Raw genomic sequence first — 25,942 nt, 5'->3', positions numbered from 1 at the left:
GACGAATCCCTATTACTTCTTGTCGCCTGCGGTGTAGGAGGCGGCGCCGGTGCCGGCGAGCTTTCCGCCGTCGACGATGAGGTATTCGTCGCGGATGGGCTTGTTGTCGAAGAAGTCTTCGAGGATTTCGCGGGTGCCTGCGGCGTAGCGGGCCTGGGCGGTCAGGGAGGTGCCGGAGATGTGGGGGGTCATGCCGTTGAAGGGCATGGTGCGCCAGGGGTGGTCGGCGGGGGCGGGCTGGGGGTACCAGACGTCGCCCGCGTAGCCGCCGAGCTGGCCGGATTCCAGGGCGCGGACGACGGCGTCGCGGTCGACGATCTGGGCGCGGGCGGTGTTCACGATGTAGGAGCCCTTGCGCATGCTGTTCAGCAGGTTCTCGTCGAACAGGTTCTGCGTCTCGGGGTGGAGGGGGGCGTGGATGGAGACCACGTCGACGTTCTTCGCCAGGTCCTGCGCGGTGGCGTGGAAGGTGAGGTTCAGCTCTTCCTCAACCTCCTTGGGCAGGCGCCGCTTGTCGGTGTAGTGCAGCTTGACATCGAAGGGCTTGAGGCGGCGCAGCACGGCGACGCCGATGCGGCCGGCGGCGATGACGCCGACGTCCATGCCCTCGAGGTCGTAGGAGTGGGAGACGCAGTCGGCGATGTTCCAGCCGCCCTCGGCCGCGATCTTGTGCGAGGGGAGGTAGTTCCGCACCAGGGAGAGCACCATCATCACGGCGTGTTCGGCGACGCTGATGGAGTTGGAGTAGGTGACCTCGGCGACGGTGATGCCCCGGGCGATCGCGGCGTCCAGGTCGACGTGGTCGGAGCCGATACCCGCGGTCAGCGCCAGCTTCAGCTTCGGCGCCTTCGCGATCCGCTCCGGGGTGAGGTAGGCGGGCCAGAACGGCTGGGAGATCACCACATCCGCGTCCGGCAGCTCACGGTCCAGGACCGAGTCCGGGCCCTCCTTGTCGGAGGTGACGACCAGGGTGTGGCCGCGGGACTCGAGGAACTCGCGCAGGCCCAGCTCGCCGGAGACACTGCCCAGCAGCTCACCGGGGGTGAAGTCGATGCCCTGCGGGCTGGGCAGGGTCTGCCCGCCGGGATAGCCCTCGATCTTCGGCAGACTCGTCCGGGCGTACCGGGGCGGGAATCCGTCGACCGGGTCCGGGTAAAGGACGCAGACAATCTTAGCCACGATTTCCTCCTCTGGAATGACGGAATAACCCCGGAATTCCTTACCGGTTTCCGTTCCGAAAACCACACTCCCCCCGTCCGGGCAGCGGGGTCAAAGAGGGGAATTCAACCGCCTGATAGGAGCTGCCTATGAGGGGGGCCTCTGGTTGCCTCCTGGTGCGGGTGCTACGGCTGCCGACGGCAGGGGGATTGAGTGAACGGGCTTTTGAGTAACCGCAGTTGAGGGTGAGCTGCATCTGGCGATGGGCGTCCGCGTGCCCACTCGGCAGAGCCATGGGCAAGCCTTCTGTGTGGCCGAGAACACAGGCGAGCCCCCTCGCATATGCAAGGTGAAGTGGCCAGCGGAGACGTACGTGCGGCGTCATGCAGCTTGTTCGGGACGCAGATGCTCCAACCGGGTGAAGCAGGCTTCCATCCCGCCGTACCGAGTGCTTCACTGAAAAATAAATCCGCTGTTCAGTAACTATTTCCTGACAAGGTGCGCATTGTGCAGTTCGAAACCGTGGTCAGCGACATCATCGAGCCGCTCGCCGACGAGGTGGACCGGGTGGGCCGCTTCCCCAGGGAGGCGATGCAGGCCCTGGGCGAGGCCGGGCTGCTGGGGCTGCTCAGCTCGCGGGAGAGCGGCGGCTCGGGCGGCGGGCTGCGCGAGGGCGCCCAGGTGATCGAGCGGCTCGCGGGCGCGTGCGGATCGACGGCCATGGTGCTGCTCATGCACTACGCGGCCGTCGCCGTCCTGGACCGGCACGCCTCCGACGACGTACGGCGCGAGATCGCCGAAGGCCGCCACCTGAGCACGCTGGCGTTCTCCGAGCGCGGCTCCCGCAGCCACTTCTGGGCCCCGGTCGGCACCGCCACCCCCGAGGGCGACGACGTCGTACGCCTGGACGCGCAGAAGTCCTGGATCACCTCGGCCGGTGAGGCCGACAGCTATGTCTGGTCCAGCAAGCCGCTCGAGACGGACGGCGTGATGTCGCTCTGGCTGGTGCCCAGCGACAGCACCGGCCTCGACGTACGCGGCGACTACGACGGGTTCGGACTGCGCGGCAACGCCTCCAGCCCCGTCTCCGGGAAAGCCGTCTCGGTGCCCCGCACCGCGCTGCTCGGCACCGACGGGGAAGGACTCAGCACCGCCCTCCAGGAGGTGCTGCCGTACTTCCTGGTGCTGAACGCGGCCTTCTCGCTCGGGGTGACCGAGGCACTGCTCGACATCACCGCCGAGCACCTGAAGAAGACCCGGCTCGAGCACCTGGACCAGACGCTGGCCCAGCAGCCCACCGCGCGCCTGCACTTCGCCGGACTGCGGCTGCGTGCCGACGCCCTGCGTGCCATGTTGGAGGAGACGCTGACCGCGATCGAGAGCGGGCGTCCGGACGCCACACTGCGGGTGCTCCAGATCAAGGCGCTCGCCGCCGAGACCGCCGCCGAGGTCGCGGACGGCGCGATGCGGCTGTGCGGCGGCTCCGCCTTCCGCCGCGAGACCGGGGTGGAGCGGCGCTTCCGCGACGCGCTCGCGGCGCGGGTGATGGCGCCCACCACCGAGGCCCTGCACGACTTCTGCGGCCGGGTGGAGCTGGGCCTGCCGCTCTTCGAGGAGGCGTGATGACGGAGCTGGTCCTCGGAGCCGTCGCGTACGACCCCAAGGTCGTGACCATCTGGTCCGGCTTCCGTGCCTGGCTGCGCGACCAGGGCCTCCCCTTCGACTTCGTGCTCTACGCCCACTACGAACGCCAGGCCGAGGACCTGGTCGACGGGCGGATCGACGCCGCCTGGGACTCCCCGTTGGCCTGGCTGCGCACCCGCAGGCTCGCCGCCGCCCGGGGGGTCGAGGTGCGGCCGCTCGTCATGCGGGACACCGACCGCGATCTGACCTCGGTCGTCGTGGTCCGCACCGACAGCACGATCCGGGAGCCCGCCGACCTCAAGGGCAAGAAGGTCGCCGTCGGCGCGGTCGACTCGCCGCAGTCGACCCTGATCCCGCTCCAGCACCTGGCCGACCTCGGCCTGGTCGCGGGCACCGACTTCGAGGTGCTGCGCCACGACACCGGGGTCGGCCTGCACGGCGACCACATCGGCGGTGAGCGGGACGCGGCCCGCGCCCTGATGGCGGGCGAGGCCGACGCCGCCTGCATGATCGACAGCAACCATCTGCTGTTCGGCCAGGAGGGCACCCTCCCGCCCGGCGGCACCCGGCTGCTCTCCCGCACCGCACCCTTCGACCACTGCGTCCTGGCCGCCGGGCCCTCCCTCGACCCGGAGCTGGGGGACCGGTTCACGGAACTGCTGCTGTCCATGTCGTACAGCGACCCGGAGGTGCGGCACCTGCTGGACCTGGAGGGGCTCACCCGCTGGATGCCGGGCCGGGAGACCGGCTTCGGCCCGCTGACCGCCGCGATCGACACCACCGGCTTCTACGACCCCCAGGGCCGGGTCACCGCGGCGGACTACCGGCCATGACCACCGTCCCGGTCGACCTCGGCCCGCTCGGCTTCGAGCAGGGGGCGCGGCTGCTGCTGAGCCGCGCCCTGGCGCGGGCGCCGCACGGCGACCGGGTCGAGGTGGCCGGGACCGATCCCGCGCTGCTCACCCACCTCACCGCCTGGTGCCGACACCAGGGGCACGAACTGGAGCCCGCCGAGCCGTGGGAGACGCCCGTGGTGGCACGGGTACGGCCGGGGCCCGTGGCCGAGGGACGACTCTTCGGCGCCGAGCGCGCCGGGGGCCCGCCCGCCGGGCAGCTGGCCGACCGGGCGCCGCTGCACTGGGGGCTCGCGGCGCGCGGGGCGCTGGTGGAGGCGGGCGGTCCGGACGTGCCCTTCGCCGTGGTCGACCGGGACGTGGCCTGGACCGACCTCGCGCCCCGGCTGTACCGGCAGGCGACCGCCTCGCAGTGGGACCCGCTGGGGGCGGTGGAGTGGGACGCGGAGTTCGAGCTGGCCGACGAGATCGAGGATGCCGTCGTCCAGGTCATGACGTACCTGGTGGAGAACGAGCAGGCCGCGCTGGTGGTGCCGGGGCGGCTGCTGATCCAGGTCCACCCGCACTTCCGCGAGGTGCTCCAACTGCTCGCCGTGCAGGCCGCCGACGAGGCCCGGCACGTGGAGGTCTTCACCCGGCGGGCGCTGCTGCGGGGCGGGGAGATGGGTACCTCCTCGGCGGGCGGCCGGGCCTCGCTGGCGACGCTGCTGACCGAGCCGGACTTCTCCATCGCGTCCTTCCTGCTGTCCGTGCTCGGCGAGGGCAGCTTCCTCAACCTGCTGTCGTTCCTGGAGCGGCACGCCCCCGACCCGGTCACCCGCCGCATCTGCCATCTGGTCCGGCAGGACGAGGCCCGGCACGTCGCGTTCGGGGTCGGGCACCTGGAGCACCGGGCGACGGTCGACCCGCTGCTGCACGGGCGGCTGCGGGCAGCGGTGGAGCGGCGCCATGACGCGCTGACCGGTACGGCGGGCCTCAACCAGGACGTGTTCGACTCCCTGGTGCTGCTGGCCGCCGGGTCCTGGGAGCCCGAGGACATCGCGCACGGCTGGGAGGCGGTGCGGCGGCTCCAGCTCGACATGGACGAAGGGCGCCGCCACCGCCTCTCCCGCCTGGGCTTCTCCGACGACGAGGCGGCCGCCCTGTCCGCCCTGCACACCCGTAACTTCATGTGAGGCGCCCGCCGTGACCGCACCGCACACCGCCGCTCCCGGCCCGTCCCCGACCGGCCACCCGGTGGTGTACCTCGACCACAACGCCACCACCCCCGTCGACCCCGACGTGGTCAAGGCGATGATCCGCTACCTCACGGACGACTTCGGGAATCCCTCCAGCTCTCACGCCCACGGCAGCGCACCCCGCGAGGGCATGGACCGGGCCCGCCGCCAGGTCGCCGCCCTCATCGGGGCGGAGCCGGGGCAGATCGTCTTCACCGGCTCCGGTTCCGAGGCGGACAATCTCGCCCTGCGTGGCGCCGTACTCGCCGCCGGGGACGGCAGACGGCGCGTGATCACCCAGGTCACCGAGCACCCGGCCGTACTGGAGACCTGCCGGGCGCTGCACCGGCTGCACGGGGTCGACATCACGTATCTGCCCGTCGACGGGACGGGACGGGTCGACCCCGCCGACCTCGCCGAAGCGCTGGACGACCGGACGGCCGTCGTCTCCGTCATGGCCGCCAACAACGAGACCGGCACGCTCCAGCCCGTTGCCGAGCTGGCCCGCCTCGCCCACGACCATGGCGCCCTCTTCCACTGCGACGCGGCCCAGGCGGCGGGCAAGATCCCGGTGGACGTCACCGCGCTCGGCGTGGACCTGCTGACCCTGGTGGGACACAAGATGTACGCCCCGAAGGGCATCGCCGCGCTGTACGTACGCGACGGCGTCCGCCTCGAACCCCTGGTGTACGGCGGCGGCCAGGAGGGCGGGCTGCGTGCCGGTACCGAGAACGTCGCCCTCGCCGCGGCGCTCGGCACCGCCGCCGAACTCGCCGCCTCGGAACTGGCGGACGGCGGCGCCCAGCGCCTTCGGGAGTTGCGCGACCGCCTGCACCGCGCGCTCGCCCAGGCCCTGCCCGGCCGGACGCACCTCAACGGCGCCGGACACCACCGGCTGCCCGGCACCCTCAACATCAGCATCGACGGCACCACCGGTCACGAGCTGCTGGCCGCCGCGCCGGGCCTCGCCGCCTCCACCGGCTCCGCCTGCCACAGCGGGGCCGCCACCCCCTCGCCCGTGCTGAGCGCGATGGGCCTGGACGACGCCCGCGCACTGGGCGCCGTACGGCTCTCGCTCGGCCGCTGGACCACGGCGGCGGACGTCGACCGGGCCGCCGGGATCTTGGTCGGCGCCGTGCACGCGCTCGCTCCGGCGGCCCGCTGATTTGCGACCCGATGGCCAGGACTTGCGGCGCGTCTGCGAGGCGGTAGCGTCGACAGAGTGGGGACCCCCGCGCGAAGGAGCCTGCGATGGGCATCAAGCGGTTTCTGGACATGTGGCCCGTGTACCGGCAGCTCACCGGGCCCGACCCGCTGGGACGTGGTCTGGCCGTCCAGTCGAAACGGTCGCGGAACCTGAAGCCCCGTACCCAGGAAGCGGACTGGGTCACGCACTCGGTGTGCCCGTACTGCGCCGTCGGCTGCGCGCAGAACGTCTTCGTCAAGGACGAGAAGGTCATCCAGATCGAGGGCAACCCCAACAGCCCGGTCTCCCGGGGCAGGCTGTGCCCCAAGGGGTCCTGCAGCGAGCAGCTCGTCAACGGGCCGCAGCGTGAGGACAAGGTGCTCTACCGGCCGCCGTACGGCACCGAGTGGCAGCACCTCGATCTCGACACGGCCATGGACATGGTGGCCGACCGGGTGCTGGACGCCCGGCGCCGGGGCTGGCAGGACAAGGACGAGCAGGGCAGGACCCTGCGCCGCACCATGGGCTTCGCCGGTCTGGGCGGCGCCGCGCTGGACAACGAGGAGAACTACCTCATCAAGAAGTTGTTCACCGCACTCGGCGCACTCCAGATCGAGAACCAGGCCCGCATTTGACACTCCGCCACCGTTCCCGGTCTGGGAACCTCGGTCGGACGTGGCGGCGCGACGAACTATCCGGAGGACCTCACCAACTCTGACTGCATCATCCTCATGGGCTCCAACATGGCCGAAGCCCATCCGGTGGCCTTCCAGTGGGTCACCGAGGCCAAGGTGCGCGGCACCCGGGTCATCCACATCGACCCCCGCTTCACCCGCACCAGCGCCCACGCCAACCAGCACGTACGGATCAGGGTGGGTTCCGACATCGCCTTCCTCGGCGGCGTCGTCAACTACATCCTGTCCCACAACCTCCACTTCGAGGAGTACGTGCGGGCGTACACCAACGCCACCTTCCTGGTGAACGAGGACTTCAAGGACACCGAGGACCTGGAGGGCCTGTTCAGCGGGTACAACGCGGAGACCGGGAAGTACAACAGTACGAGCTGGGCGTACGAGACCGAGGACCCGAGCCACGACGGCCGGCAGGGCAGCACGCTGATCTCCGCGACCCCGGCCCAGTCCGACGGCGGCCACGAGTCCCCTCCCGGCCCGCCCGGACGCATCGCCACCGACCCGACGATGGAGCACCCGCGCTGTGTGCTCCAGGTCCTCAAGCGGCACTTCTCCCGGTACACCCCGGAGATCGTCGAGGAGGTCTGCGGCATCACCCAGAAGCAGTTCCTCGACGTGTGCCGTGCCTGGACCGAGAACTCGGGCCGGGACAAGACCACCGCGCTGATCTACAGCGTCGGCTGGACCCAGCACACCGTCGGCGCGCAGTACATCCGGGCCGGGGCCATCGTGCAGATGCTGCTCGGCAACCTCGGGCGGCCCGGCAGCGGCATCCTCGCGCTGCGCGGCCACGCCAGCATCCAGGGCTCCACGGACATCCCGACCCTGTACAACCTGCTGCCCGGCTACCTGCCCATGCCCAACGTCACCCACGAGACCCTCGACATGTTCCTGGACGACGTGCGCCATGTGATGCGCAGGGGCTACTGGGACAACGCCGACACCTACATGATCTCGCTGCTCAAGGAGTACTGGGGCGACGCGGCCACCGCCGAGAACGACTACTGCTACGACTACCTGCCCCGCATCAACGGCGACCACGGCACGTACCAGACCACCATGGACATGCTCGCGGGCAAGGTCTACGGCTACTTCCTGGTCGGCCAGAACCCCGCCGTCGGCTCCGCGCACGGGCAGCTGCAGCGGCTCGCCCTGTCCAAGCTGGAGTGGCTGGTCGTCCGCGACCTCGCCATGATCGAGAGCGCGTCGGTCTGGAAGGACTCGCCGGAGATCGAGCGGGGAGAGATCTCCACCGAGACCTGCCCCACCGAGGTGTTCTTCTTCCCCGCCTGCTCGCACGTGGAGAAGTCCGGCACCTTCACCCAGACCCAGCGCATGATCCAGTGGCGCGACCAGGCCGTGGAGCCGATCGAGGACCGCCGCTCCGACCTGTGGTTCTTCTACCACCTCGGCCGGATCATCCGGGCCAAGCTGGAGGACTCCGAGGACCCGCGCGACCGGCCCATCCTCGAGGTGGCCTGGGACTACGCCATGGAAGAGGGGGACGAGCCCTCCGCCGCGGACGTCCTGCGCCACATCAACGGCATCGACCTGACCACCGGACGCACCGTCAGCACCTACGAGGACCTGAAGGCGGACGGCACCACCGCGTGCGGCTGCTGGATCTACACCGGCGTCTACGCCAACGAGTACAACTACGCCCGCCGCCGCAACTCCCGCTTCGAGCACCCGATCTCGGACGGCGAGTGGGGCTTCGTCTGGCCGCTGAACCGGAGAATCCTCTACAACCGGGCGTCGGCCGACCCCGACGGGAAACCCTGGAGCCAGCGCAAGGCCCTCATCTGGTGGGACGAGGCGAACCAGGAGTGGGTCGGCGGCGACAAGCCCGACTTCCAGCGGCACAAGCCGCCGCACTACGAGCCACCACCGGACTCGGCCGGACCCGAGGCGCTGACCGGCGACGACGCCTTCATCATGATGGGCGACGGCAAGGCGGCGCTGTTCACCCCGACCGGCCTGGTGGACGGGCCGATGCCCACCCACTACGAGCCGGAGGAGTCCCCGGTCCGCAACCCGCTCTACCCCCAGCAGTCCAACCCGACGCGGAAGATCTACGCCAAGACCTACAACCCGTACAACCCCTCGCCGCCCCAGCCGCACGACCAGGTGTTCCCGTTCGTGTTCACCGCCTCGCGGTACACCGAGCACCACACGGCCGGTGCGATGAGCCGTACCCTGCCCTACCTCTCGGAGCTGCAGCCGGGCCTGACCGTGGAGGTCTCCCCGGAACTGGCCGCCGAGCGGGGTCTGCACCACATGGGCTGGGCGCACGTCATCACCAGCCGTACCGCGGTGGAGGCCAAGGTGGTCGTCACCGACCGGCTGGCGCCACTGAGGCTGGAGGGCCGCAAGGTCCACCAGCTCTGGATGCCCATCCACTGGGGCAACCTCGGGATCACCACGGGCGACGTCACCAACGACCTGATCGGCGTGGTGCTCGACGCCAACGTGCTGATCCAGGAGAGCAAGGTGATCACCTGCGACATCCAGCCCGGTCGGCGGCCGCGCGGCCCCGAACTCCTGGACTACGTCGCGGGCTACCGGCAGCGCGCCGGGATCACCCTCGACACCGGCACGCACGAGCTGACCATCGACGGTGTCCCGACGGCCGAAGGCACGGACGGACACGGGTCGGAGGACTCCTCATGACCATCGAAGACGACAGGACGCCCCTCGGCGACGGCGTCGACGACAGCGAGAACAGCCTCTTCGGCCCGCTCGCCGACCCGTCCGGGAACGCCGGTTACCCCGAGGACCATCCGCCCAGGATGGGGTTCTTCACCGACACCTCCATCTGCATCGGCTGCAAGGCGTGCGAGGTGGCCTGCAAGGAGTGGAACGCCGTCCCCACCGACGGCTACGAACTCCTCGGCATGTCCTACGACAACACCGGCTCGCTCGGCGCCAGCAGTTGGCGGCATGTCGCCTTCATCGAGCAGGACCTGAGACTGGGCAGCCAGGACGCCGGTCTGGTGGGGCTGCCCACCGGGCCGTCCGGCACCGACACGGCCGCCGAGACGGTCGCCGGGGCCATCAGCAAGGGCCACCGCGCCGGAGGCGAACTCGGCACCGAGCCGGTCGACCTGGGCTTCCCCAGCTTCGACCTGCCCGGCGCGGGGAGCGGCGAGGAGACCCGGCAGGACTTCCGCTGGCTGATGGAGTCCGACGTGTGCAAGCACTGCACCCACGCGGGCTGCCTCGACGTCTGCCCCACCGGCGCCCTGTTCCGCACGGAGTTCGGCACCGTGGTCGTCCAGCCCGACATCTGCAACGGCTGCGGCTACTGCGTCTCCGCCTGCCCCTACGGCGTCATCGACCGGCGCCCCGACGACGGCCGCGCCTTCAAGTGCACCCTCTGCTACGACCGGCTCAAGGACGGCATGGAACCGGCCTGCGCCAAGGCGTGCCCCACCGACTCCATCCAGTTCGGCGAGGTCGACGAACTCCGCGAGCGGGCGGACCGCCGCCTGGTCGACCTCCAGGAAGCGGGCTTCCCCTCCGCCCAGCTGTACGGCCGCGACCCCGACGACGGCGTGGGCGGCGACGGCGCCTTCTTCCTGCTCCTGGACGAGCCCGAGGTCTACGGACTGCCGCCAGACCCGATCGTCACCACCCGGGACGTGGTCTCCATGTGGAAGCACGCGGGTGTAGCCGGTGCGCTCATGGTGGCCGCGACCGCCGCCGTGTTCTTCAAGGGAGGCCGCCGATGAGCGAGGGCGACGGCGCACGCGACGAGCAGCGGCACGAGCTGCGGTCCCCCGCCGGGTTCTCCCCGCAGGGCAACGGAGGCAAGAAGCGCAAGGGCCACAAGGGCGGCGGAGAGGAGTCGATGGTCCCCGACGCCGACTTCAAGTCGTACTACGGACGGCCCGTCCTCAAGCCCCCGGTGTGGGAGTGGATGGTCCCCGCCTACCTCCTCACCGGCGGGCTGTCGGCGGGCGCCATCCTGCTGTCGGTCGGCGCCGACGTGACCAAGCGGCCCGCCCTGTGCCGGTCCTGCCGGATCGGCAGCTTCGGCGCGCTGCTCGCCAGCAGCTACCTGCTCATCGGCGACCTCGGACGGCCGCTGCGCTTCCACCACATGATGCGGGTGGCCAAGCCGACCTCCCCGATGTCGATGGGCACCTGGATTCTCATGTCGTACGGTCCGGGCTGTTCGCTGGCCGGGATGGCCGAGCTGCTGCCGAAGGCATGGCGGACGCAGGGGAAGATCGGCGGCATCGTGAAGTGGACGGCACGGGTGAGCGGCATCTCCGCCGCCGTGATCGCGCCCGCGCTCGCCTCGTACACGGCCGTCCTGCTCGCCGACACGGCGGTGCCCGCCTGGCACGAGGCGTACCGGGAACTGCCGTTCGTGTTCACCGGCTCCGCCGCCGCCAGCGGAGCCGGGCTGGGGATGGTCTGCGCACCGGTGTCCGAGGCGGCCCCGGCCCGGCGGCTCGCGGTCGTCGGCGCGGCGATCGAGATCGCGGCGGCCCTGCGCATCGACCGCAAGCCGGAGTTCGAGCTGACGACGTACACCCACGGCGAGCCGCACCACCTGCGCAAGATCTCCGAGTACCTCACCATCGGCGGCGCGCTCGCCGCCGTCACCCTCGCCCGGCGCAGCCGGATCGCGGCCGTCCTCGGCGGCCTCGCCCTCCTCGCGGGCAGCGGGTTCCAGCGGTTCGGCACCTTCGAGGCGGGCGTGGAGTCCACCAAGGACCCGATCTACGTGGTGAAGCCGCAGCGCGAACGCCTCGACGCCCGCCGCCGGGAGCAGGAGGAGCAGGCGGCGCGGCGGGTGCGGGAGTCGGGGGCGGAGCAGGACGAGCGGTGACCCCCGGAGCACCCCGGTGTGGCGCGGGCACCGGGGAGCGGGGCGGTCGTAGCCTGGCAGAGGGGATTTTCCGTCGGCACGGCCGGAACGAGGGTGCCCGAGATGGACCGCGACCACACCTCCACCGCCCCGCCCGCTGACGAGCGGCGGCGGCTGCCGCGTACCGATGCGCTGCTGGCCGATCCACGGCTGGACGCCGCCGCGCTCCGGCTGGGGCGGGGGCTGGTCAAGGACGTGGTCGCCGGGGTGCAGGCCCAGGCCCGCACCGGCGAGGTGCCCGTCGCCGAGATCGCCGACCGCGCCGTCGCCGCCCTGCCCGCCACCGCGTCCGCGCTGCGCCCCGTCATCAACGCCACCGGCGTGCTGCTCCACACCAACCTGGGCCGCGCCGCGCTCTCCGAGGCCGCCCGGGACGCCGTGCTCGCCGCGTCCGGCACCACGGACGTGGAACTCGACCTCGCCACCGGCGTGCGCGCCCGGCGCGGCCGCTCCGCGCTCGACGCGCTGCTGCGGGCCGTACCCGCCGCCGAGGCCGCCCATGTCGTCAACAACGGCGCGGCCGCCCTCGTGCTGGCCGCCACCGCGCTCGCTCGGGGCCGGGAGATCATCGTCAGCCGGGGCGAGATGGTGGAGATCGGGGACGGCTTCCGCCTGCCCGACCTGCTGGTCTCCACCGGCGCCCGGCTGCGCGAGGTCGGCACCACCAACCGCACCACCCCCGCCGACTACGCCGCCGCCGTCGGCCCGGACACCGGCTTCATCCTGAAGGTCCACCCCTCCAACTTCCAGGTCACCGGCTTCACCCGGGAGGCGTCCGTCGCCGAACTCGCCCCGCTCGGTGTGCCCGTGGTCGCGGACATCGGCTCGGGACTGCTCACCCCGGAACCGGCGCTGCCCGACGAGCCCGACGCGACGACCTGGCTGCGCGCCGGAGCCTCCCTGGTCACCGCCAGCGGCGACAAGCTCCTCGGCGGCCCCCAGTGCGGGCTGCTGCTCGGCGACGCCGACCTCGTACGGACCCTGGCCCGGCATCCGCTGGCCCGCGCCCTCCGCGTCGACAAACTGACCCTCGCCGCCCTGGAGGCGACGGTACGGGGCCCGCTGCCGCCGACCCTGACCGCGCTGCGCGCCGACCCGGAGGCGCTGCGCGAGCGCGCCGACCGGCTGGCCGCGTCCCTGCGCGCCGACGGGCTGGACAGCCACGCCGTCGACACCGAGGCGGTGGTCGGCGGGGGCGGCGCGCCGGGGGTGGCACTGCCCAGCGCCGCGGTCTCCCTGCCCGTCGCGTACGCGGCCCTCCTGCGCGGCACCGACCCGGCGGTGATGGCCCGCGTCGAGGACGGCCGCTGTCTGCTGGACCTGCGGGCCGTACCGGAGGACGCCGACGCCGAGCTGGCGCGGGCCGTGCGCCGGGTCGCGCCGGGGACGGGGAGCTGACCGTGCACGTCATCGCCACCGCGGGCCACGTCGACCACGGCAAGTCCGCGCTGCTGCGCGCCCTCACCGGCATGGAACCCGACCGCTGGGCCGAGGAACGGCGCCGGGGCATGACCATCGACCTCGGCTTCGTCTGGACCCGGCTGCCCGCCGCCGGAGACGTCGCCTTCGTGGACGTACCCGGACACGAACGCCTCGTCGGCAACATGCTCGCCGGGGCCGGACCCGTCCCCGCCGTGCTGTTCGTCGTCGCCGCCGACCAGGGCTGGCAGCCGCAGTCCGAGGAGCACCTGGCCATCCTGGACGCGCTCGGCGTACGGCACGGCGTCCTCGCCGTCACCCGCAGCGACCTCGCCGCACCGGACGCGGCCCGCGCCGAGGCCCTCGCCCGGATCGCCGAGTCCTCCCTCGGGAAGGTGCCGGGCGTCGACGTCAGCTCGGTGACCGGACAGGGACTCGACGCACTGCGCGACGCGCTGGTCCTGCTCGCCGGTGAGCTGCCGATGCCCGACCACGAGGCGGACGTACGGCTGTGGGTGGACCGGGCGTTCACCGTGCGCGGCCACGGCACGGTCGTCACCGGCACCCTCGGCGCGGGCACCCTGCGCGTCGGCGACCGGCTGCAACTCGCCCGCGATGGAGCGCTGTTGAGGGTGCGCGGTCTCGAGTGCCTCAAGGAGTCACGGCAGGAGGCCGCCGCGGTCGCCCGGGTGGCGGTCAACATCAGCGGGCCGGGCGCCGCGACACTCGGCCGGGGGGACGCGCTGCTCACCCCGGACCGGTGGCTGACCACCGACACCGTGGACGTACGGCTGCGCGGCGAACCGGCCGGGGACCTGCCCCGCGAACTCACCCTGCACATGGGTTCGGCGGCGGTACCGGTGACCGTCCGCCCACTGGGCGAGGACACCGCACGGCTGCGGCTCGGTGCCGCCCTCCCGCTGCGCGTCGGAGACGGCGCGCTGCTGCGCGACCCCGGTCGGCACCGCATCCCGGCGGGCGTCACCGTGCTGGACGTACGCCCGCCCCGGCTGACCCGGCGCGGCGCGGCCGCCGCACGGGACGAGGAGCTGCGGGAGGCGGACGGCGCCGCCGAGTTGCGGCGGCGCGGGCTGATCCGCCGCGCGGAGCTGCTCGCCATGGGCGTCACCCCGCCCGCCGAACCGGTCGCCGGGGACTGGCTGGCCGACCCGGACCACTGGGCCGCCCTGCGCGAGCGCCTCGGCGCCGTGGTCGAGGAACACGCCGCCCGGCACCCGCTGGAGCCCGGCCTGCCCCTGGAGTCGGCCCGCCGGGCGCTCGACCTGCCCGAACGGAGCCTGGTGGAAGCCCTGTTGGCGCGGTCGCCCGAGCTGCGGTACAGCGAGGGCCGCCTCTACGGCAGTCACGCGCGGCCCACGCTGCCGCCCAGGATCGAGGCCGCCGTGGAGGCCGTACGCGCGGACCTCGCCCGGCAGCCCTTCCGCGCCCCCGAGGCCGAGCGGCTGGCCGAACTCGACCTGGACGCGAAGGTGTTGGCCGCCGCCGAGGCGGCCGGGGCCCTGCTGCGGATCGACCGGGGGATCGTGCTGCTGCCCGGTGCGGACGCCCAGGCCGCCGCCGTCCTCGCCCGACTGGAGCAGCCCTTCACCGCCAGCCAGGCTCGCCGCGCGCTGGACACCACGCGCCGGGTGGTCATCCCGCTGCTGGAGTACCTCGACCGGCACGGCCACACCGAACGCCTGGACGGCACGCTGCGCCGCTGCCGGGACACGCTATGAGGTACGGGAAGAGGTGGCGGAGACGGACGGGAATCGAACCCGCCTGCCCGAGTTGCTCGGACACCTCGGTTTTGAAGACCGGGAGGGCCACCAGGCACCCTTACGCCTCCCCGACGACCGTCCTGGGAACGCGGCGGCCATACCGCCATGGAACCGCCGCCTCCCCACCCGAGTCAACGCGCCACACGGCGTCCACCCCCAGCTGACGAGGACTGATACAGCCATGACGGACACGCGGACCGATGCCGGACCGGCGCACGGACCCGAGGCCGTGCGCCTCACGCAGTACGCGCACGGCGGCGGCTGCGCCTGCAAGATCCCACCGGGCGAGCTGGAGGAGATGGTCGCGGGACTCGCCCGGCCCGTCCTCACCGGAGCCGCCGGTGAATTGATCATCGGCCTCGACCACGGCGACGACGCCGCGGTCGTCCGGCTGCCCGGCGGCCCCGGCCTGCCCGCCGCCGTCGCCACCGCCGACTTCTTCACGCCCGTGGTCGACGACCCGTACGACTGGGGCCGGATCGCCGCCGCCAACGCCCTCTCCGACGTCTACGCCATGGGCGGCACACCCCTGGTCGCCGTCAACCTGCTGTGCTGGCCGCGCGACGTGCTGCCGTTCGACCTCGCGCGCGAGGTGCTGCGCGGCGGCCTGGACGTCGCAGCCGGGGCGGGCTGCGCGGTGGCGGGCGGGCACAGCGTGGACGACCCGGAACCCAAGTACGGCATGGCCGTCACCGGCACCGTCGACCCGGACCGCCTGCTGCGCAACGACGCCGGACGGCCGGGGGTCCCGCTGTCGCTGACCAAGCCGCTCGGGCTCGGCGTGCTCAACAACCGGCACAAGACGACCGGCGAGGTCTTCCCGCAGGCGGTGGAGACCATGGTGGCGCTCAACCGGGACGCGGCACTGGCCGCGCTCGCGGCGGGCGCGGTCTGTGCCACCGATGTCACCGGCTTCGGCCTGCTGGGCCACCTGTACAAGATGGCGCGCGCCTCGGGCGTGACCGCGGTGATCGACGCCGCCGCCGTCCCGTACCTCGACGGCGCGGAGGAGGCCGCGCGCGACGGGTACATCAGCGGCGGGACGCGCCGGAACCTCGACTGGGTCGCCCCGCACACGGACTTCGGGGACACCGCCGAGCTGACCCGGCTGCTCCTCGCCGACGCGCAGACCTCCGGCGGGCTGCTCGTCGCCGGGGAGGTGCCGGGGGCGCCGGTCGTCGGGGAACTGGTGCCCGCGGGGGAATACACGCTGGTCGTGCGCTGATCGGCAGGCGTTTTGCGGAGGCGCCCGGTCCGTATCGCGGGTGATCCTCTGGTTTGCCAGCCCGGTACGGGACGGCGGGTGGCGGATGCGACGGGGGTCGCGGCGGGCGCGGTCGCCGCGACTACTTTGAACGCGCACAGCCGAACGCGCACAGCCGAACGCGCACAGCCAACAGACGTCTCGTCCCGCGAGGAGCGCCATGAGCCTGAGCATCCGCAACCAGATCGCCGGTACCGTCACCGACATCGCCCACGGTGAGGTGATGGCGACCGTGAAGGTGCGCCTCGACGGCGGCCACGACCTCACCGCCGCGATCACCCTGGAGTCCGTCAAGGACCTCGGACTGGCCGAGGGCTCCGCCGTCCGCGCGCTGATGAAGGCCACCGAGGTGGCGCTCGCCACCGAGCGGGTGCGGGGGCTGTCCATCCGCAACCAGCTGCCCGGCACGGTCAGCTCCGTCGCCCTCGGCGGAGCCATGGCGACGGTGACCGTCACCGTCGACGGCGGCACGCTCACCGCGGCCGTCACCCGGGACGCGGTGACCGACCTCAACCTGACGGCGGGCTCACCCGTCGTCGTCCTGATCAAGTCGACCGAGGTGTCGCTGGCGACCGTGTAGGGCCCGACGGGGCCGTGTAGAGCCCGGTGACCGGCTCGCGCGGCGGGCGCGTGCCGACCCCGGGCCGCGCCCGTCCGCGCGGGGGCACATACGCTGCAAGGGAAGACATCCGAGCCGTGGACCGGCGGAGAGGGGCTCCCACGTGGCCGGTAACCGACAGGACACCACCGGCACCATCGCCGACCTGCCCGGACGCCTCCCGCCCGGCCAGCGCCGCGTCAACGGCTGGCCCGTCTCGCACTACGGCTCCGTGCCCCGCTTCCGCCCCGCACGCTGGAACCTCCGCGTCATCGGCGCCACCGCCGACGCCGAGGAGCGAATATGGCTCTTCGACGAGCTGACGGCCCTCCCGCACGGCACGGTCGTCGCCGACCTGCACTGCGCGACGGGCACCACCTCCACCGACCACGAGTGGTACGGCATTCCGGCCCGCGCCCTCCTCGCCCTGGTCCCACCGGCACCCGGCGTCACCCATGTGATGGCCTGGGCGGAGTACGGCTACGCGACCAACATGCGCCTGTCCGACTTCGACACCCCCGACACCATCCTGGCCACGCACCACAACGGCGAACCCCTCACCGCCGAACACGGCTTCCCGCTCCGCCTGGTCGTCCCCCACCTCTACGGCTACAAGAGCCCCAAATGGCTGCGCGCCATCGAGTACCTCACCGAGGACCGCCGCGGCTTCTGGGAGGAACGCGGCTACCACAACATCGGCGACCCCTGGCGGGAGCAGCGCTACTCGTACCAGGAGCAGCCGGGGGAGGGGCCCGCGCGATAGGCCCTGCTCTCCGCCCGGGTAAGCGGGGGCCCGGCTGGGCACGCATGGCCCTGACGGGTGGCCGGAGGTGCGGGCGGGTCGGATGGTCCGGCCGTGTGCCGGGCGCGAGGGGAGCGACGACGGGCGAGGGCGCTGCCATGGAGCTGGACCAAGAGGAGCGGGCGACCGCGGGCCGCGGGCCGTCGGTACGGGCGCTGGCCGCCGGGTCGGTGGGCAATTTCATCGAGTGGTACGAGTTCGGAGTCTACGGCTACTTCGCCACGGTGATCGCGGAACGCTTCTTCACCCCGGCCGGGGGCGGCACGGTCGAGGGCCTGGTCAAGGCGTACGCCGCCTTCGCGCTCGCGTTCTTCTTCCGCCCGGTCGGCGCGGCCCTGTTCGGTCGGCTCGGGGACCGGATGGGGCGGCGCCCGGTGCTGATCCTGGTCATCTCGCTGATGACGGTGACCACGGCGCTGATCGGCGCGCTGCCGACCTACGCCACGGTGGGCGTCCTGGCACCCTGGCTGCTGACCTTGCTCCGCGTGCTCCAAGGGCTCTCCGCGGGAGGGGAGTTCGGGGGCGCGGTCGCGGTGATGACCGAGTTCGCGCCGCCGGGCAGGCGGGGACTGTACGGGGCGTGGCAGTCGTTCACCGTGGCGCTCGGGCTGCTGGGCGGGGCGGGGGTCGCGGCGGCGCTGGCGAGCGCGCTGAGCGAGGCCCAACTGCACTCGTGGGGCTGGCGGTTGCCGTTCCTGCTGGCGCTGCCGATGGGGCTGGGCGCGCTGTGGCTCCGGTTGCGGCTGGACGAGACGCCGACCTTCCGGGAACAGGAGCCCACCGAGTCCCTGCCCACCCGGCAGGTGGTGTGGGCCGTCGCGCTGGGTGCCGGACGGGTGATGGGCTGGGCGGCGGCCGGGTACGCCTTCCTGGTCGTGCTGCCCTCGTACCTCCAGACGGCCCTGCACGCCACCTTCCGGGAAGCGCTGACCGCGACCGTACTGGCCAACCTCGGCTTCGCCGCCACCATCATCCCGGCGGGCCTGCTCAGCGACCGGATCGGGCGGCGGCCCGTGATGCTGACAGGGGCGGCCCTGGTCGTGGTCCTGGCGGTTCCCCTCCTCAACCTCCTGCAGAGCGACGGCACTTCGACACCGCTCAAGGGGCTGGCCGTGCTGCTCGCGGGCGCGATCGTCGGGCTGATGGCCGGGCCGGGCCCCGCGCTGCTCGCCGAGATGTTCCCCACGCGGGTGCGCTGCACGGGCCTCGGACTCGCCTACGCCCTGTCCAATGCCGTGTTCTCGGGCTGCGCGGGGCTCATCATCACGGAGGCCGTGAAGCGGACCGGGAACGTGGACGTACCCGCCTACTACGCGGCGGCGGCCTGCGCGCTGAGCATGCTCGCCCTCTTCAAGAGCACCGCGTTCAACGGCACTTCTTTCAAGGGCACTTCTTTCAAGGGTACTTCGGGAAAGGCGGGTGGGGCGGATGCTGGTGATCGGCCTGATGTCGGGAACGTCGTACGACGGGATTGACGCGGCGGCGGCCGAGCTGCGCCTCGCCGGGGACACGCTCCTGCTGAAGCCGCTCGGGATGGTGAGCGAGCCGTACGACGACGGGCTGCGGGAGCTGCTTGCCGGAGCGCTGCCCCCGGCGGCCGTACCGGTGGCCGACGTGTGCCGTCTCGACACCCGGATCGGGCAGGCGTTCGCGGCGGCCGCCGCTCGGGCCGACTCCGAACTGTGCGGCGGATCGGCCGAGTTGATTGCCTCGCACGGGCAGACGGTCTACCACTGGGTGGACGGCGACCGGGTCCACGGCACTCTGCAGCTCGGGCAGCCCGCCTGGATCGCCGAGGCGACCGGGCTGCCCGTCGTCGCCGACTTCCGGCCCCGTGACGTGGCCGCGGGCGGCCAGGGCGCGCCGCTGGTCAGCCTCGTCGACCTGCTCTGGCTGCGCGGCAGGCCGGGAACGCCCGTCGCGCTGAACATCGGCGGCATCGCCAACCTCACCGCGCCGGACGGGACGGCTTTCGACACCGGTCCGGGGTGCGCCCTGGTGGACGCGGCGGCGCGGGAGTTCAGCGGGGGCCGACTGGCGTACGACGCCGACGGCGCGCTGGCCGCTCGCGGCCGGGTCCATCCCCCGCTGCTGCAAAGGCTGTCGGCCGACCCGTACTACGCGCGCCCCGCCCCCAAGACGACGGGCAAGGAACTCTTCCACCCCGGCTATCTCCGGGCGACGGCTGCCGACTCGCTGGCCGGTGTCTCGGCCGAGGACACCCTCGCCACCCTCACCGAGCTGACGGCCCGCACGATCGCGGACGCCGTGCGGTCGGTCGCCGCCACGGAGGTCATCGCCTCCGGCGGCGGCACGCGGAACCCCGCGCTGATGCGGGCCCTGGGTGCCGCACTCCCCGGCATCCCGGTCCGCGTCTCCGACGAGCTGGGCCTCCCCTCGGCCGCCAAGGAGGCGCACGCCTTCGCCGTCCTGGGCTTCCTCACCCTGCACGGCCTCGCCGGGACGGACCCCGTCAGCACGGGCGCCCGCCATCCGAGCGTCCTCGGCTCGCTCACCCCCGGCCGCGACGGACTCAGGTTGCCCGCGCGGCCGGAACAGGCACCCGTACGAATGGAGTTGGAGTGACCCGGCGCCCGGTCAGAACGCCCGGTGGTACGGCTGCGGGACGTACGGCTCGGCGCCGAGTTCGCGGGCGGCGTGGAGCGCGAAGTAGGGGTCGCGGAGCAGCTCACGGCCGAGCAGGACGGCGTCGGCCTGACCGTCGGTGACGATCTTCTCGGCCTGGCGCGCCTCCGTGACGAGCCCCACCGCGGCGACCGGCAGTCCGGTCTCACGGCGTACCCGCTCGGCGAAGGGCACCTGGTAACCGGGGCCGGTCTCGATGCGGGCGCGGGGCGCGATGCCGCCGCTGGAGACGTCGATCAGGTCGACGCCCCGATGGCCGAGGTCGGCCGCGAGCCGGACTGTGTCGTCCGCGGTCCAGCCCGTACGGTCGTCGCTCTCGTCCTCGGTGAGCCAGTCGGTGGCCGACACCCGGAAGAACAGGGGGAGTTCGTCGGGCCACACCGCGCGGACCGCCTCCGCGACCCGCAGCGCGAACCGGGCACGCCCCTCGTAGGAACCGCCGTAGGCGTCGGTGCGGTGGTTGGAGTACGGCGAGAGGAACTGGTGGACGAGGTAGCCGTGGGCCCCGTGGATCTCGGCGACCTCGAAGCCCGCGGCGAGCGCGCGCCGGGCGGTGGCGGCGAACTCCTCCACGATCGCGTCGATCTCGGCGGTGGTCAGCTCGGCGGGGGTGGTGTACCCGTCGTCAAAGGGGAGTGCGCTGGCGGAGGCGGGCTGCCAGCCGTAGCCGTCACCGGGCGCGATCGGGGCGCCCCGGTCCACCCAGGTCCGCTCGGTCGACGCCTTGCGACCGGCGTGCGCGATCTGGATACCGGGGACGGTGCCCTGGGACTTGAGGAAGCGGGTGATGCGCGCGAACGCGGCCTGCTGGGTGTCGTTCCACAGCCCCAGGTCGTACGGGCTGATACGGCCCTCCGGGCTGACGGCGGTGGCCTCGGTGAGGATCAGGCCGGTGCCGCCCGCCGCGCGTGCCGCGAGGTGCTGGAAGTGCCAGTCGTTCGGCGCGCCGGTCTCCGGGCCCTCGGGCGCGGCGGAGTACTGGCACATCGGCGCCATCCACAGGCGGTTCCGCACGGTCAGCGAGCGGAGGGACAGCGGTTCGAACAGGACGCTCACGCGGGGCTCCCGGGGGTCGTGGGTCGGCATGGCGGCCCACCGTGGCGGCGGCGGACCGACTCGGGTAACAAGGTGCAGGAGCCATGGATTCCCTGGCGGCGCTCCCCTCGGTTTCCCTCGGTCCGTCGATTCGCGGGCACGCGCGCCGCTCAGAACGCGTACCGCACCCGCAGCCAGGGCGCGTGCGCCGCGACCAGCTCGGTCAGTCGCTGTACGCCCTGCCGTTTGACGTCGTTGCGGTACCGCACGTTCAGCGCGCCGTTCTCCGAGCGCTTGGCCTGCTGGATCTCCGGCCGCCACAGCACGTCCTCGGCGCGCGGGTGCCAGCGCAGGTTGACGTCGTGCAACTGGCGGTTGTGCGTCAGCATGATGACCTCGGCCGCCGCCTGCGCCTTCACCCGCGCGGGCAGTACGTCGTCGAGGTGGCGCAGCAGCTCCGCCCAGTCCTCCTCCCAGCCGGGGCGCAGTACGACGGGGGAGAGGTTGAAGTGCACCTCGTAGCCCGCGTCCAGGAAGTCCCCGGCGGCGGCGATCCGCTCGGCCACCGGGCTGGTCCGCACATCCAGCAGCCGGGAGTCGCCGGGCGGCATCAGCGAGAAGCGGATACGGGTCGAGCCGCGCGGGTCCAGGGCGAGCAGATCCCGGTTGACGTACTTGGTCGCGAAGGAGGCCATCGCGGTGGGCCACCGCCGGAAGGCCGCGATGAGGTCGGCGGTGTTGTCGCTGATCAGCGCGTCCACCGAGCAGTCCCCGTTCTCCCCCGTGTCGTACACCCAGCGCTCCTCGTCGCACTGCGTGGGCTCCTGCTTCGGGCCGAGGGAGGTGATGTGCCTCTCCAGGGCGCCGACGACGTCCCCGATGTTGGTGAAGACGGTGATCGGGTTGGCGTACCCCTTGCGGCGCGGGACGTAGCAGTACGCGCAGGACATCGCGCAGCCGTTGGAGGCGCCGGGGGCGATCCAGTCGGCCGAGCGTCCGTTGGGCCGCACGGTCAGTGACTTGCGCACGCCGAGGACGAGCGTCTGCCGCTTGACCCGCACCCAGCGGTCGGCGTTTCCCTCGTTGCCGTGCAGGTGGGGGATGTTCCAGTGAGAGCCGACCTCCAGTACGCGCGCCTTGGGGAAGCGGGCGATGACCTGGCGGCCGCGCGGGGAGAGGGCGGCGGCGGGTTCGGCGTAGATCTCCCGCACGTCGAGCAGCCGGGACACCTGCTCGGGGGTGGCGTCCGGCTCCGGTTCCTGTTCCTCGGTGTGGTCCTCGGCGCCCAGCAGCTCGGTCAGCCCGAAGAGGGCGTCGGGGTCGCCGGAGGCGGGGGAGGAGGTCGGGGACACGGCGGCTCCAGCGGTACGGGGTGTGCGGGGGTGAGGAGTGGCGGCTCGGTGCCCTCCCGGCAGCCCACTCCGGTGGGGCTGTTCCGCCTGCCCGCGGGCGTGCGTCAGCAGTCGGGGGTGGTGCCGGGGGAGTCGTCGCGCTGGGTGGTCTGGGCGACGCGGGTCAGGAGACGGCGGAGCTGGCCCTCGTCGTGCTCGTCGAGATCGGCCAGGAGGTGGGCCTCGGCGGTGGAGAGCTGGCGGCGGCTGCGCTCCAGCTCCGCCCGGCCCTCCTCGGTTATGAGGACCTGCCGGGCGCGGCGGTCGCGGGGGTCGGGGCGACGGGTGATCAGTCCGCGCTTCTCCAGATCGTCCAGCAGATACGTCATCACTGTGCGGTCCAGGCTGACCTGCTGGGCCAGGGCGAGCTGGGACGGCGGCTCGCCTGTCGCCAGGGCGACCAGCACCAGGTAGCCGCGCGGACCTCCGGGCAGGTCGGCGACCGAGCTGGTGGCGATCCGGCGGAACGCCGAGGAGACCTGGCGGATGGCCCAGCCCAGGTCGGTCTCGAGGCCCGAGTCGTCGGTGGCGGCGGTGTCTGAAGCGGTCACCGGACCAATGTAGCGCAGATTCCTGCGGATGCACAGATAGTCTTGCGGACAGAACATCTGTGGTGCATAGTTTTTGTGAGGCCCCGGCGACGGGACCCGAGACCGGCCAACCGATGCCCGCATGCGCGGCGCACGAACGAGACGCAGAGCAGGAATGAGAACCGCGCCATGACGAACGACAGCAACGACCTGCACGGCAGTACCGCCCTGGTCACCGGCGCCACCTCTGGCATCGGCCGCGCCGTGGCGGAGAGCCTGGCCGCCCGCGGTGCGAAGGTGATCCTGCACGGCCGGAACCGTGCCCGAGGTGAGGCGCTGGCGCGGGGCATAGGAGCCGCCCGCTTCATCGCGGCGGACCTCACCGACGCCGAGGAGGTCCTCCGGCTGGCGGCCGAGGCGGGCGAGGTGGACATCCTCGTCAACAGCGCGGGTGTCTACGACTTCGCTCCCACCGCGGCGACCGACGCCGCCGCGTTCGACCGCCATGTCGCGGTGAACACCCGCGCCCCCTTCCTCCTGGTCGGCGCGCTCGCTCCCGCGATGGCCGAGCGCGGCCACGGCTCGATCGTCACGATCGGCTCCAGCGCCGCCCGCCTCCCGGCCCCCATCGGCGCCGCCTACGGCGCCTCCAAGGCCGGCGTCGAGATCCTCACCCGCTACTGGGCCACCGAGTACGGCCCCCACGGAGTCCGCGTCAACACCGTCTCCCCAGGCCCCGTCCGCACCGAGGGCGTCACCGCGATATTCGGCGACCGCACCGCCGTCCTGGACCAGGTCAACGCCCGCGGCCGGGTGGGCGAGCCGAGCGAGATCGCCGAGATAGTCGGCTTCCTGGTCAGCCCGGCGAGCAGTTACATGAACGGGGCGATCCTGTACGCGGACGGAGGAGAACTCAGCACGCTGCCGGGCTGACCGATGGGCTCTCAGGCGGTCGAGAGAAGCGCGGCGATGATGCCGTCCCTGGTCCGGGAGGCCAGACGGTTGCTGGTGACCAGCGTCAGGGGGATGGAGGGGAGAGGCGGCAGGGAGTCGATCGTCAGCAGACCGGGCTCGGTCATCCGGGCTTGCGGTAGAGCCGTGATGCCCCCGGTTGCTTTGACGGCGGAAAGGAGACTGACCAGATCGGCGCATTCCCGGACCACTGATCCGCCCGCCGCCGCTTCGGACGCCAGGATGTGGTCCCGGACGGTGCAGGGGGCGGTGAAGGTGACCAGCGCGCCCGTGTCCGGAGCGCGGTCCGACGGGCCGACCCAGGTGAGAGGCAGATCGGTGATGTGCCGGGTGCCGTGACCGAGGTCCCCGATGCCCAGCGCCACGTCCGCCGAGTGGTCGTGCACGAACTCGCGTACGCGGGCGCTGCGGTGGAACCGGAAACGGACGGGCCGGTCCGGGTGGTCTCGCGAGAGGACACGCGCGACCGCGCGCAGCAGCGCCTCGGTCGCGTGCTCGGTGGACACGACCAGCAACTCCCCGCTCGTGCGGCCCAGCAGGCGGTGCAGCGCGTCGTCGTGCTCACCGAGCAGCCGGTACGCCTCCCGCAGCACGTCCTCGCCCCGGGAGGTGAAGGCGATGTTCCGGCCCTGCCGGGTCACGACGGGGAAGCCCAGCTCCGCCTCCAGGCGGCGCAGATGACCGCTGACCCCCGCCTGTGACAGATGCAGGACCTCGGCGGCCCTGCGGACCCCGCCGAAGGAGGCCACGCTGACCAGGCTGCGCAGACAGGTGATGTCGAGGGTCGCCATGCCTCATTGTCACCGGTGGACGAGGTATGGAAGGAGGATCGTTCACGAATCACGATCGGTCACGCACGGCGGCCGGTGCCGGTGCTGAGGTCGAAGCATGTTCCAGCGACTTCTCCCGGCCTTGACCGTTCTGCTGTACGCCCTCGGCTATCCCCTGGGCGCGCTCACCCTCGGCCATGTCACGCCGTTCCTCCTCATCCTGCTGCGCTTCCTGATCAGTGCCGTGCTGATGTGGACCGTAGTGGCCGTGCGGCGGACGCCGCTGCCGCGCGGACGTCTGCTCGCCTGGACGGTCACCGGCGGACTGCTGGTGCAGGGGATGCAGTTCCTCGGTCTCTACTGGGGCATGGCGCACGGGGTGGGCCCGGGCGTCGCGGCGCTGGTGATCGCGATGAACCCCGTCACCACCGCGGTCCTCGCCCGGCTGGTGCTGGGTCGGCGCGAGAACTCCTGGGGACTCGTCGCGCTCGCCCTCGGCACGGTGGGCGTGGTGGCGGCCTGCCTGCCACGGCTGCTGGCCGACCCGTCCGTCGGACCGGGACTGATCACCGTCCTGATCGCGCTCGGCGGACTGTCCGGCGGCTCCCTCCTCCAGGAACGGAAGCTGCGGGCGGTCGACCCCTTCGTGTTCACCGCGATCGGCGTCACCGTCTCCGTACTCCCGGCCGCCGCGCTCGCCCTCACCACCCCGCAGCACCTCACCGACCCTCTGCCCGCCGTCGCCCTGCTCCTGCTGCTCGTACTGGCCAGCGCGGTGGGCATGGTCTGCTACGCGGCCTGCGTACGGAGCAGGGGAGCGCGAGGGGCGTCGATCCTGTTCGCCCTCATCCCGGCGGCCGCCGTGATCGCGGCCTGGGGCCTGCAGGGCGCGCCCCTCGACCTGACCACAGCCGTCGGCCTCACTTGCGGCGCACTCGCCTGTGCCGCTCAGAGCCGGTCGGCGCGGCCCACCTCCGGCACGCCGGACCGGAGTGGGCGCGGCCGCAGCGGCCGGGAGTCCAGTGTGGCGGAACGAGTCGGCTGAGAAGTGAGACAGGTCGCCGCGCTCCGGTCGAGTTGCTGGGACCCGTCGATGCGAGAAGG

General features: G+C 72.4%; 21 protein-coding genes and 1 tRNA gene. 16 read left to right on the top strand and 6 right to left on the bottom strand.

Features of this window, described 5'->3' with window-relative positions:
- Positions 1–12: 12 nt before the first annotated feature.
- Positions 13–1,179, bottom strand: a complete 1,167-nt coding sequence (locus ACI2LY_RS02530; RefSeq protein ID WP_404705481.1) for an NAD-dependent formate dehydrogenase — start codon at positions 1,177–1,179, stop codon at positions 13–15.
- A gap of 486 nt (positions 1,180–1,665) precedes the next feature.
- Here ACI2LY_RS02530 and ACI2LY_RS02525 point away from each other — a divergent pair, with 486 nt between their 5' ends.
- From ACI2LY_RS02525 to selB, 9 genes are all read left to right on the top strand, one after another.
- The gene (locus ACI2LY_RS02525; RefSeq protein WP_404705480.1) at positions 1,666–2,781 is read left to right on the top strand and encodes an acyl-CoA dehydrogenase family protein; all 1,116 of its coding nucleotides are present in this window, start codon (positions 1,666–1,668) and stop codon (positions 2,779–2,781) included.
- The gene (locus ACI2LY_RS02520) at positions 2,781–3,635 is read left to right on the top strand and encodes a phosphate/phosphite/phosphonate ABC transporter substrate-binding protein (protein WP_404705479.1); all 855 of its coding nucleotides are present in this window, start codon (positions 2,781–2,783) and stop codon (positions 3,633–3,635) included. Before ACI2LY_RS02525 ends, ACI2LY_RS02520 begins: the two co-directional genes overlap by 1 nt.
- Positions 3,632–4,831: a ferritin-like domain-containing protein gene (locus ACI2LY_RS02515; RefSeq protein ID WP_404705478.1), complete on the top strand. Its 1,200-nt coding sequence runs from the start codon at positions 3,632–3,634 to the stop codon at positions 4,829–4,831. The genes ACI2LY_RS02520 and ACI2LY_RS02515 overlap by 4 nt, the downstream gene beginning before the upstream one ends.
- Before the next feature lie 10 nt (positions 4,832–4,841).
- On the top strand, positions 4,842–6,038 hold the full coding sequence (locus ACI2LY_RS02510; protein WP_404705477.1) for a cysteine desulfurase family protein: 1,197 nt from the start codon (positions 4,842–4,844) through the stop codon (positions 6,036–6,038).
- A gap of 86 nt (positions 6,039–6,124) precedes the next feature.
- The gene (fdh, locus tag ACI2LY_RS02505) at positions 6,125–9,421 is read left to right on the top strand and encodes a formate dehydrogenase (RefSeq protein WP_404705476.1); all 3,297 of its coding nucleotides are present in this window, start codon (positions 6,125–6,127) and stop codon (positions 9,419–9,421) included.
- The gene (locus ACI2LY_RS02500) at positions 9,418–10,482 is read left to right on the top strand and encodes a 4Fe-4S dicluster domain-containing protein (RefSeq protein WP_404705475.1); all 1,065 of its coding nucleotides are present in this window, start codon (positions 9,418–9,420) and stop codon (positions 10,480–10,482) included. The genes fdh and ACI2LY_RS02500 overlap by 4 nt, the downstream gene beginning before the upstream one ends.
- Positions 10,479–11,591 (top strand): NrfD/PsrC family molybdoenzyme membrane anchor subunit, encoded by a 1,113-nt coding sequence (nrfD, locus tag ACI2LY_RS02495; RefSeq protein ID WP_404705474.1) that lies wholly within the window; start codon positions 10,479–10,481, stop codon positions 11,589–11,591. Before ACI2LY_RS02500 ends, nrfD begins: the two co-directional genes overlap by 4 nt.
- Positions 11,592–11,693: 102 nt before the next feature.
- On the top strand, positions 11,694–13,028 hold the full coding sequence (gene selA / locus ACI2LY_RS02490) for an L-seryl-tRNA(Sec) selenium transferase (RefSeq protein ID WP_404705473.1): 1,335 nt from the start codon (positions 11,694–11,696) through the stop codon (positions 13,026–13,028).
- 2 nt (positions 13,029–13,030) lie between these two features.
- Positions 13,031–14,788 carry a selenocysteine-specific translation elongation factor gene (gene selB / locus ACI2LY_RS02485; RefSeq protein WP_404705472.1) on the top strand — a complete coding sequence of 586 codons (1,758 nt, stop codon included), beginning with the start codon at positions 13,031–13,033 and terminating at the stop codon, positions 14,786–14,788.
- A gap of 14 nt (positions 14,789–14,802) precedes the next feature.
- On the opposite strand, the gene ACI2LY_RS02480 is transcribed toward selB, so the two are convergent.
- Positions 14,803–14,898 (bottom strand) — tRNA-Sec (locus tag ACI2LY_RS02480).
- Positions 14,899–15,011: 113 nt separating this feature from the next.
- Here ACI2LY_RS02480 and selD point away from each other — a divergent pair.
- The 5 genes from selD to ACI2LY_RS02455 all read left to right on the top strand — a co-directional run bounded on the left by selD (position 15,012) and on the right by ACI2LY_RS02455 (position 20,080).
- A complete protein-coding gene (gene selD / locus ACI2LY_RS02475) occupies positions 15,012–16,055 on the top strand; it encodes a selenide, water dikinase SelD (protein WP_404705471.1) in 1,044 nt (347 codons plus the stop codon).
- Positions 16,056–16,254: 199 nt separating this feature from the next.
- Positions 16,255–16,674 carry a molybdopterin-binding protein gene (locus ACI2LY_RS02470; RefSeq protein ID WP_404705470.1) on the top strand — a complete coding sequence of 140 codons (420 nt, stop codon included), beginning with the start codon at positions 16,255–16,257 and terminating at the stop codon, positions 16,672–16,674.
- 142 nt (positions 16,675–16,816) lie between these two features.
- Positions 16,817–17,455: a molybdopterin-dependent oxidoreductase gene (locus ACI2LY_RS02465; protein WP_404705469.1), complete on the top strand. Its 639-nt coding sequence runs from the start codon at positions 16,817–16,819 to the stop codon at positions 17,453–17,455.
- Between the two features lie 137 nt (positions 17,456–17,592).
- On the top strand, positions 17,593–18,969 hold the full coding sequence (locus tag ACI2LY_RS02460) for an MFS transporter (RefSeq protein WP_404705468.1): 1,377 nt from the start codon (positions 17,593–17,595) through the stop codon (positions 18,967–18,969).
- Entirely contained in the window at positions 18,923–20,080 is a 1,158-nt protein-coding gene (locus tag ACI2LY_RS02455; protein ID WP_404705467.1) for an anhydro-N-acetylmuramic acid kinase, read from the top strand. The genes ACI2LY_RS02460 and ACI2LY_RS02455 overlap by 47 nt, the downstream gene beginning before the upstream one ends.
- A gap of 12 nt (positions 20,081–20,092) precedes the next feature.
- Here the strand turns inward: ACI2LY_RS02455 and ACI2LY_RS02450 are convergent, their stop codons facing one another.
- From ACI2LY_RS02450 to ACI2LY_RS02440, 3 genes are all read right to left on the bottom strand, one after another.
- Positions 20,093–21,196 carry an NADH:flavin oxidoreductase/NADH oxidase gene (locus ACI2LY_RS02450; protein WP_404705466.1) on the bottom strand — a complete coding sequence of 368 codons (1,104 nt, stop codon included), beginning with the start codon at positions 21,194–21,196 and terminating at the stop codon, positions 20,093–20,095.
- A gap of 149 nt (positions 21,197–21,345) precedes the next feature.
- Positions 21,346–22,527: a spore photoproduct lyase family protein gene (locus ACI2LY_RS02445; protein WP_404705465.1), complete on the bottom strand. Its 1,182-nt coding sequence runs from the start codon at positions 22,525–22,527 to the stop codon at positions 21,346–21,348.
- A 104-nt stretch (positions 22,528–22,631) separates the two neighbouring features.
- On the bottom strand, positions 22,632–23,117 hold the full coding sequence (locus ACI2LY_RS02440) for a MarR family winged helix-turn-helix transcriptional regulator (protein WP_404705464.1): 486 nt from the start codon (positions 23,115–23,117) through the stop codon (positions 22,632–22,634).
- A gap of 168 nt (positions 23,118–23,285) precedes the next feature.
- On the opposite strand from ACI2LY_RS02440, the gene ACI2LY_RS02435 reads away from it, so the two are divergent.
- The gene (locus ACI2LY_RS02435) at positions 23,286–24,029 is read left to right on the top strand and encodes an SDR family NAD(P)-dependent oxidoreductase (RefSeq protein ID WP_404705463.1); all 744 of its coding nucleotides are present in this window, start codon (positions 23,286–23,288) and stop codon (positions 24,027–24,029) included.
- A gap of 11 nt (positions 24,030–24,040) precedes the next feature.
- Here the strand turns inward: ACI2LY_RS02435 and ACI2LY_RS02430 are convergent, their stop codons facing one another.
- On the bottom strand, positions 24,041–24,859 hold the full coding sequence (locus tag ACI2LY_RS02430; RefSeq protein ID WP_404705462.1) for a LysR family transcriptional regulator: 819 nt from the start codon (positions 24,857–24,859) through the stop codon (positions 24,041–24,043).
- A 97-nt stretch (positions 24,860–24,956) separates the two neighbouring features.
- Here ACI2LY_RS02430 and ACI2LY_RS02425 point away from each other — a divergent pair, with 97 nt between their 5' ends.
- Positions 24,957–25,883 carry a DMT family transporter gene (locus ACI2LY_RS02425; protein ID WP_404705461.1) on the top strand — a complete coding sequence of 309 codons (927 nt, stop codon included), beginning with the start codon at positions 24,957–24,959 and terminating at the stop codon, positions 25,881–25,883.
- The last annotated feature ends 59 nt before the right edge of the window (positions 25,884–25,942 follow it).

It is taken from the genome of Streptomyces sp. NPDC002176, assembly GCF_044903645.1.
Lineage (GTDB): Bacteria > Actinomycetota > Actinomycetes > Streptomycetales > Streptomycetaceae > Streptomyces.
Note: the sequence above shows the minus strand (reverse complement) of the source record. Positions and strands in the feature narration are given on the sequence as shown.

Excerpts from the sequence above, each read along its gene's own strand:
- ACI2LY_RS02520 (WP_404705479.1), top strand. The coding sequence starts at position 2,781 with ATGACGGAGCTGGTCCTCGGAGCCGTCGCGTACGACCCCAAGGTCGTG.
- ACI2LY_RS02515 (WP_404705478.1), top strand. The coding sequence starts at position 3,632 with ATGACCACCGTCCCGGTCGACCTCGGCCCGCTCGGCTTCGAGCAGGGG.
- ACI2LY_RS02500 (WP_404705475.1), top strand. The coding sequence starts at position 9,418 with ATGACCATCGAAGACGACAGGACGCCCCTCGGCGACGGCGTCGACGAC.
- nrfD (WP_404705474.1), top strand. The coding sequence starts at position 10,479 with ATGAGCGAGGGCGACGGCGCACGCGACGAGCAGCGGCACGAGCTGCGG.
- selA (WP_404705473.1), top strand. The coding sequence starts at position 11,694 with ATGGACCGCGACCACACCTCCACCGCCCCGCCCGCTGACGAGCGGCGG.
- selD (WP_404705471.1), top strand. The coding sequence starts at position 15,012 with ATGACGGACACGCGGACCGATGCCGGACCGGCGCACGGACCCGAGGCC.
- ACI2LY_RS02470 (WP_404705470.1), top strand. The coding sequence starts at position 16,255 with ATGAGCCTGAGCATCCGCAACCAGATCGCCGGTACCGTCACCGACATC.
- ACI2LY_RS02460 (WP_404705468.1), top strand. The coding sequence starts at position 17,593 with ATGGAGCTGGACCAAGAGGAGCGGGCGACCGCGGGCCGCGGGCCGTCG.
- ACI2LY_RS02455 (WP_404705467.1), top strand. The coding sequence starts at position 18,923 with ATGCTGGTGATCGGCCTGATGTCGGGAACGTCGTACGACGGGATTGAC.
- ACI2LY_RS02435 (WP_404705463.1), top strand. The coding sequence starts at position 23,286 with ATGACGAACGACAGCAACGACCTGCACGGCAGTACCGCCCTGGTCACC.
- ACI2LY_RS02430 (WP_404705462.1), bottom strand. The coding sequence starts at position 24,859 with ATGGCGACCCTCGACATCACCTGTCTGCGCAGCCTGGTCAGCGTGGCC.
- ACI2LY_RS02425 (WP_404705461.1), top strand. The coding sequence starts at position 24,957 with ATGTTCCAGCGACTTCTCCCGGCCTTGACCGTTCTGCTGTACGCCCTC.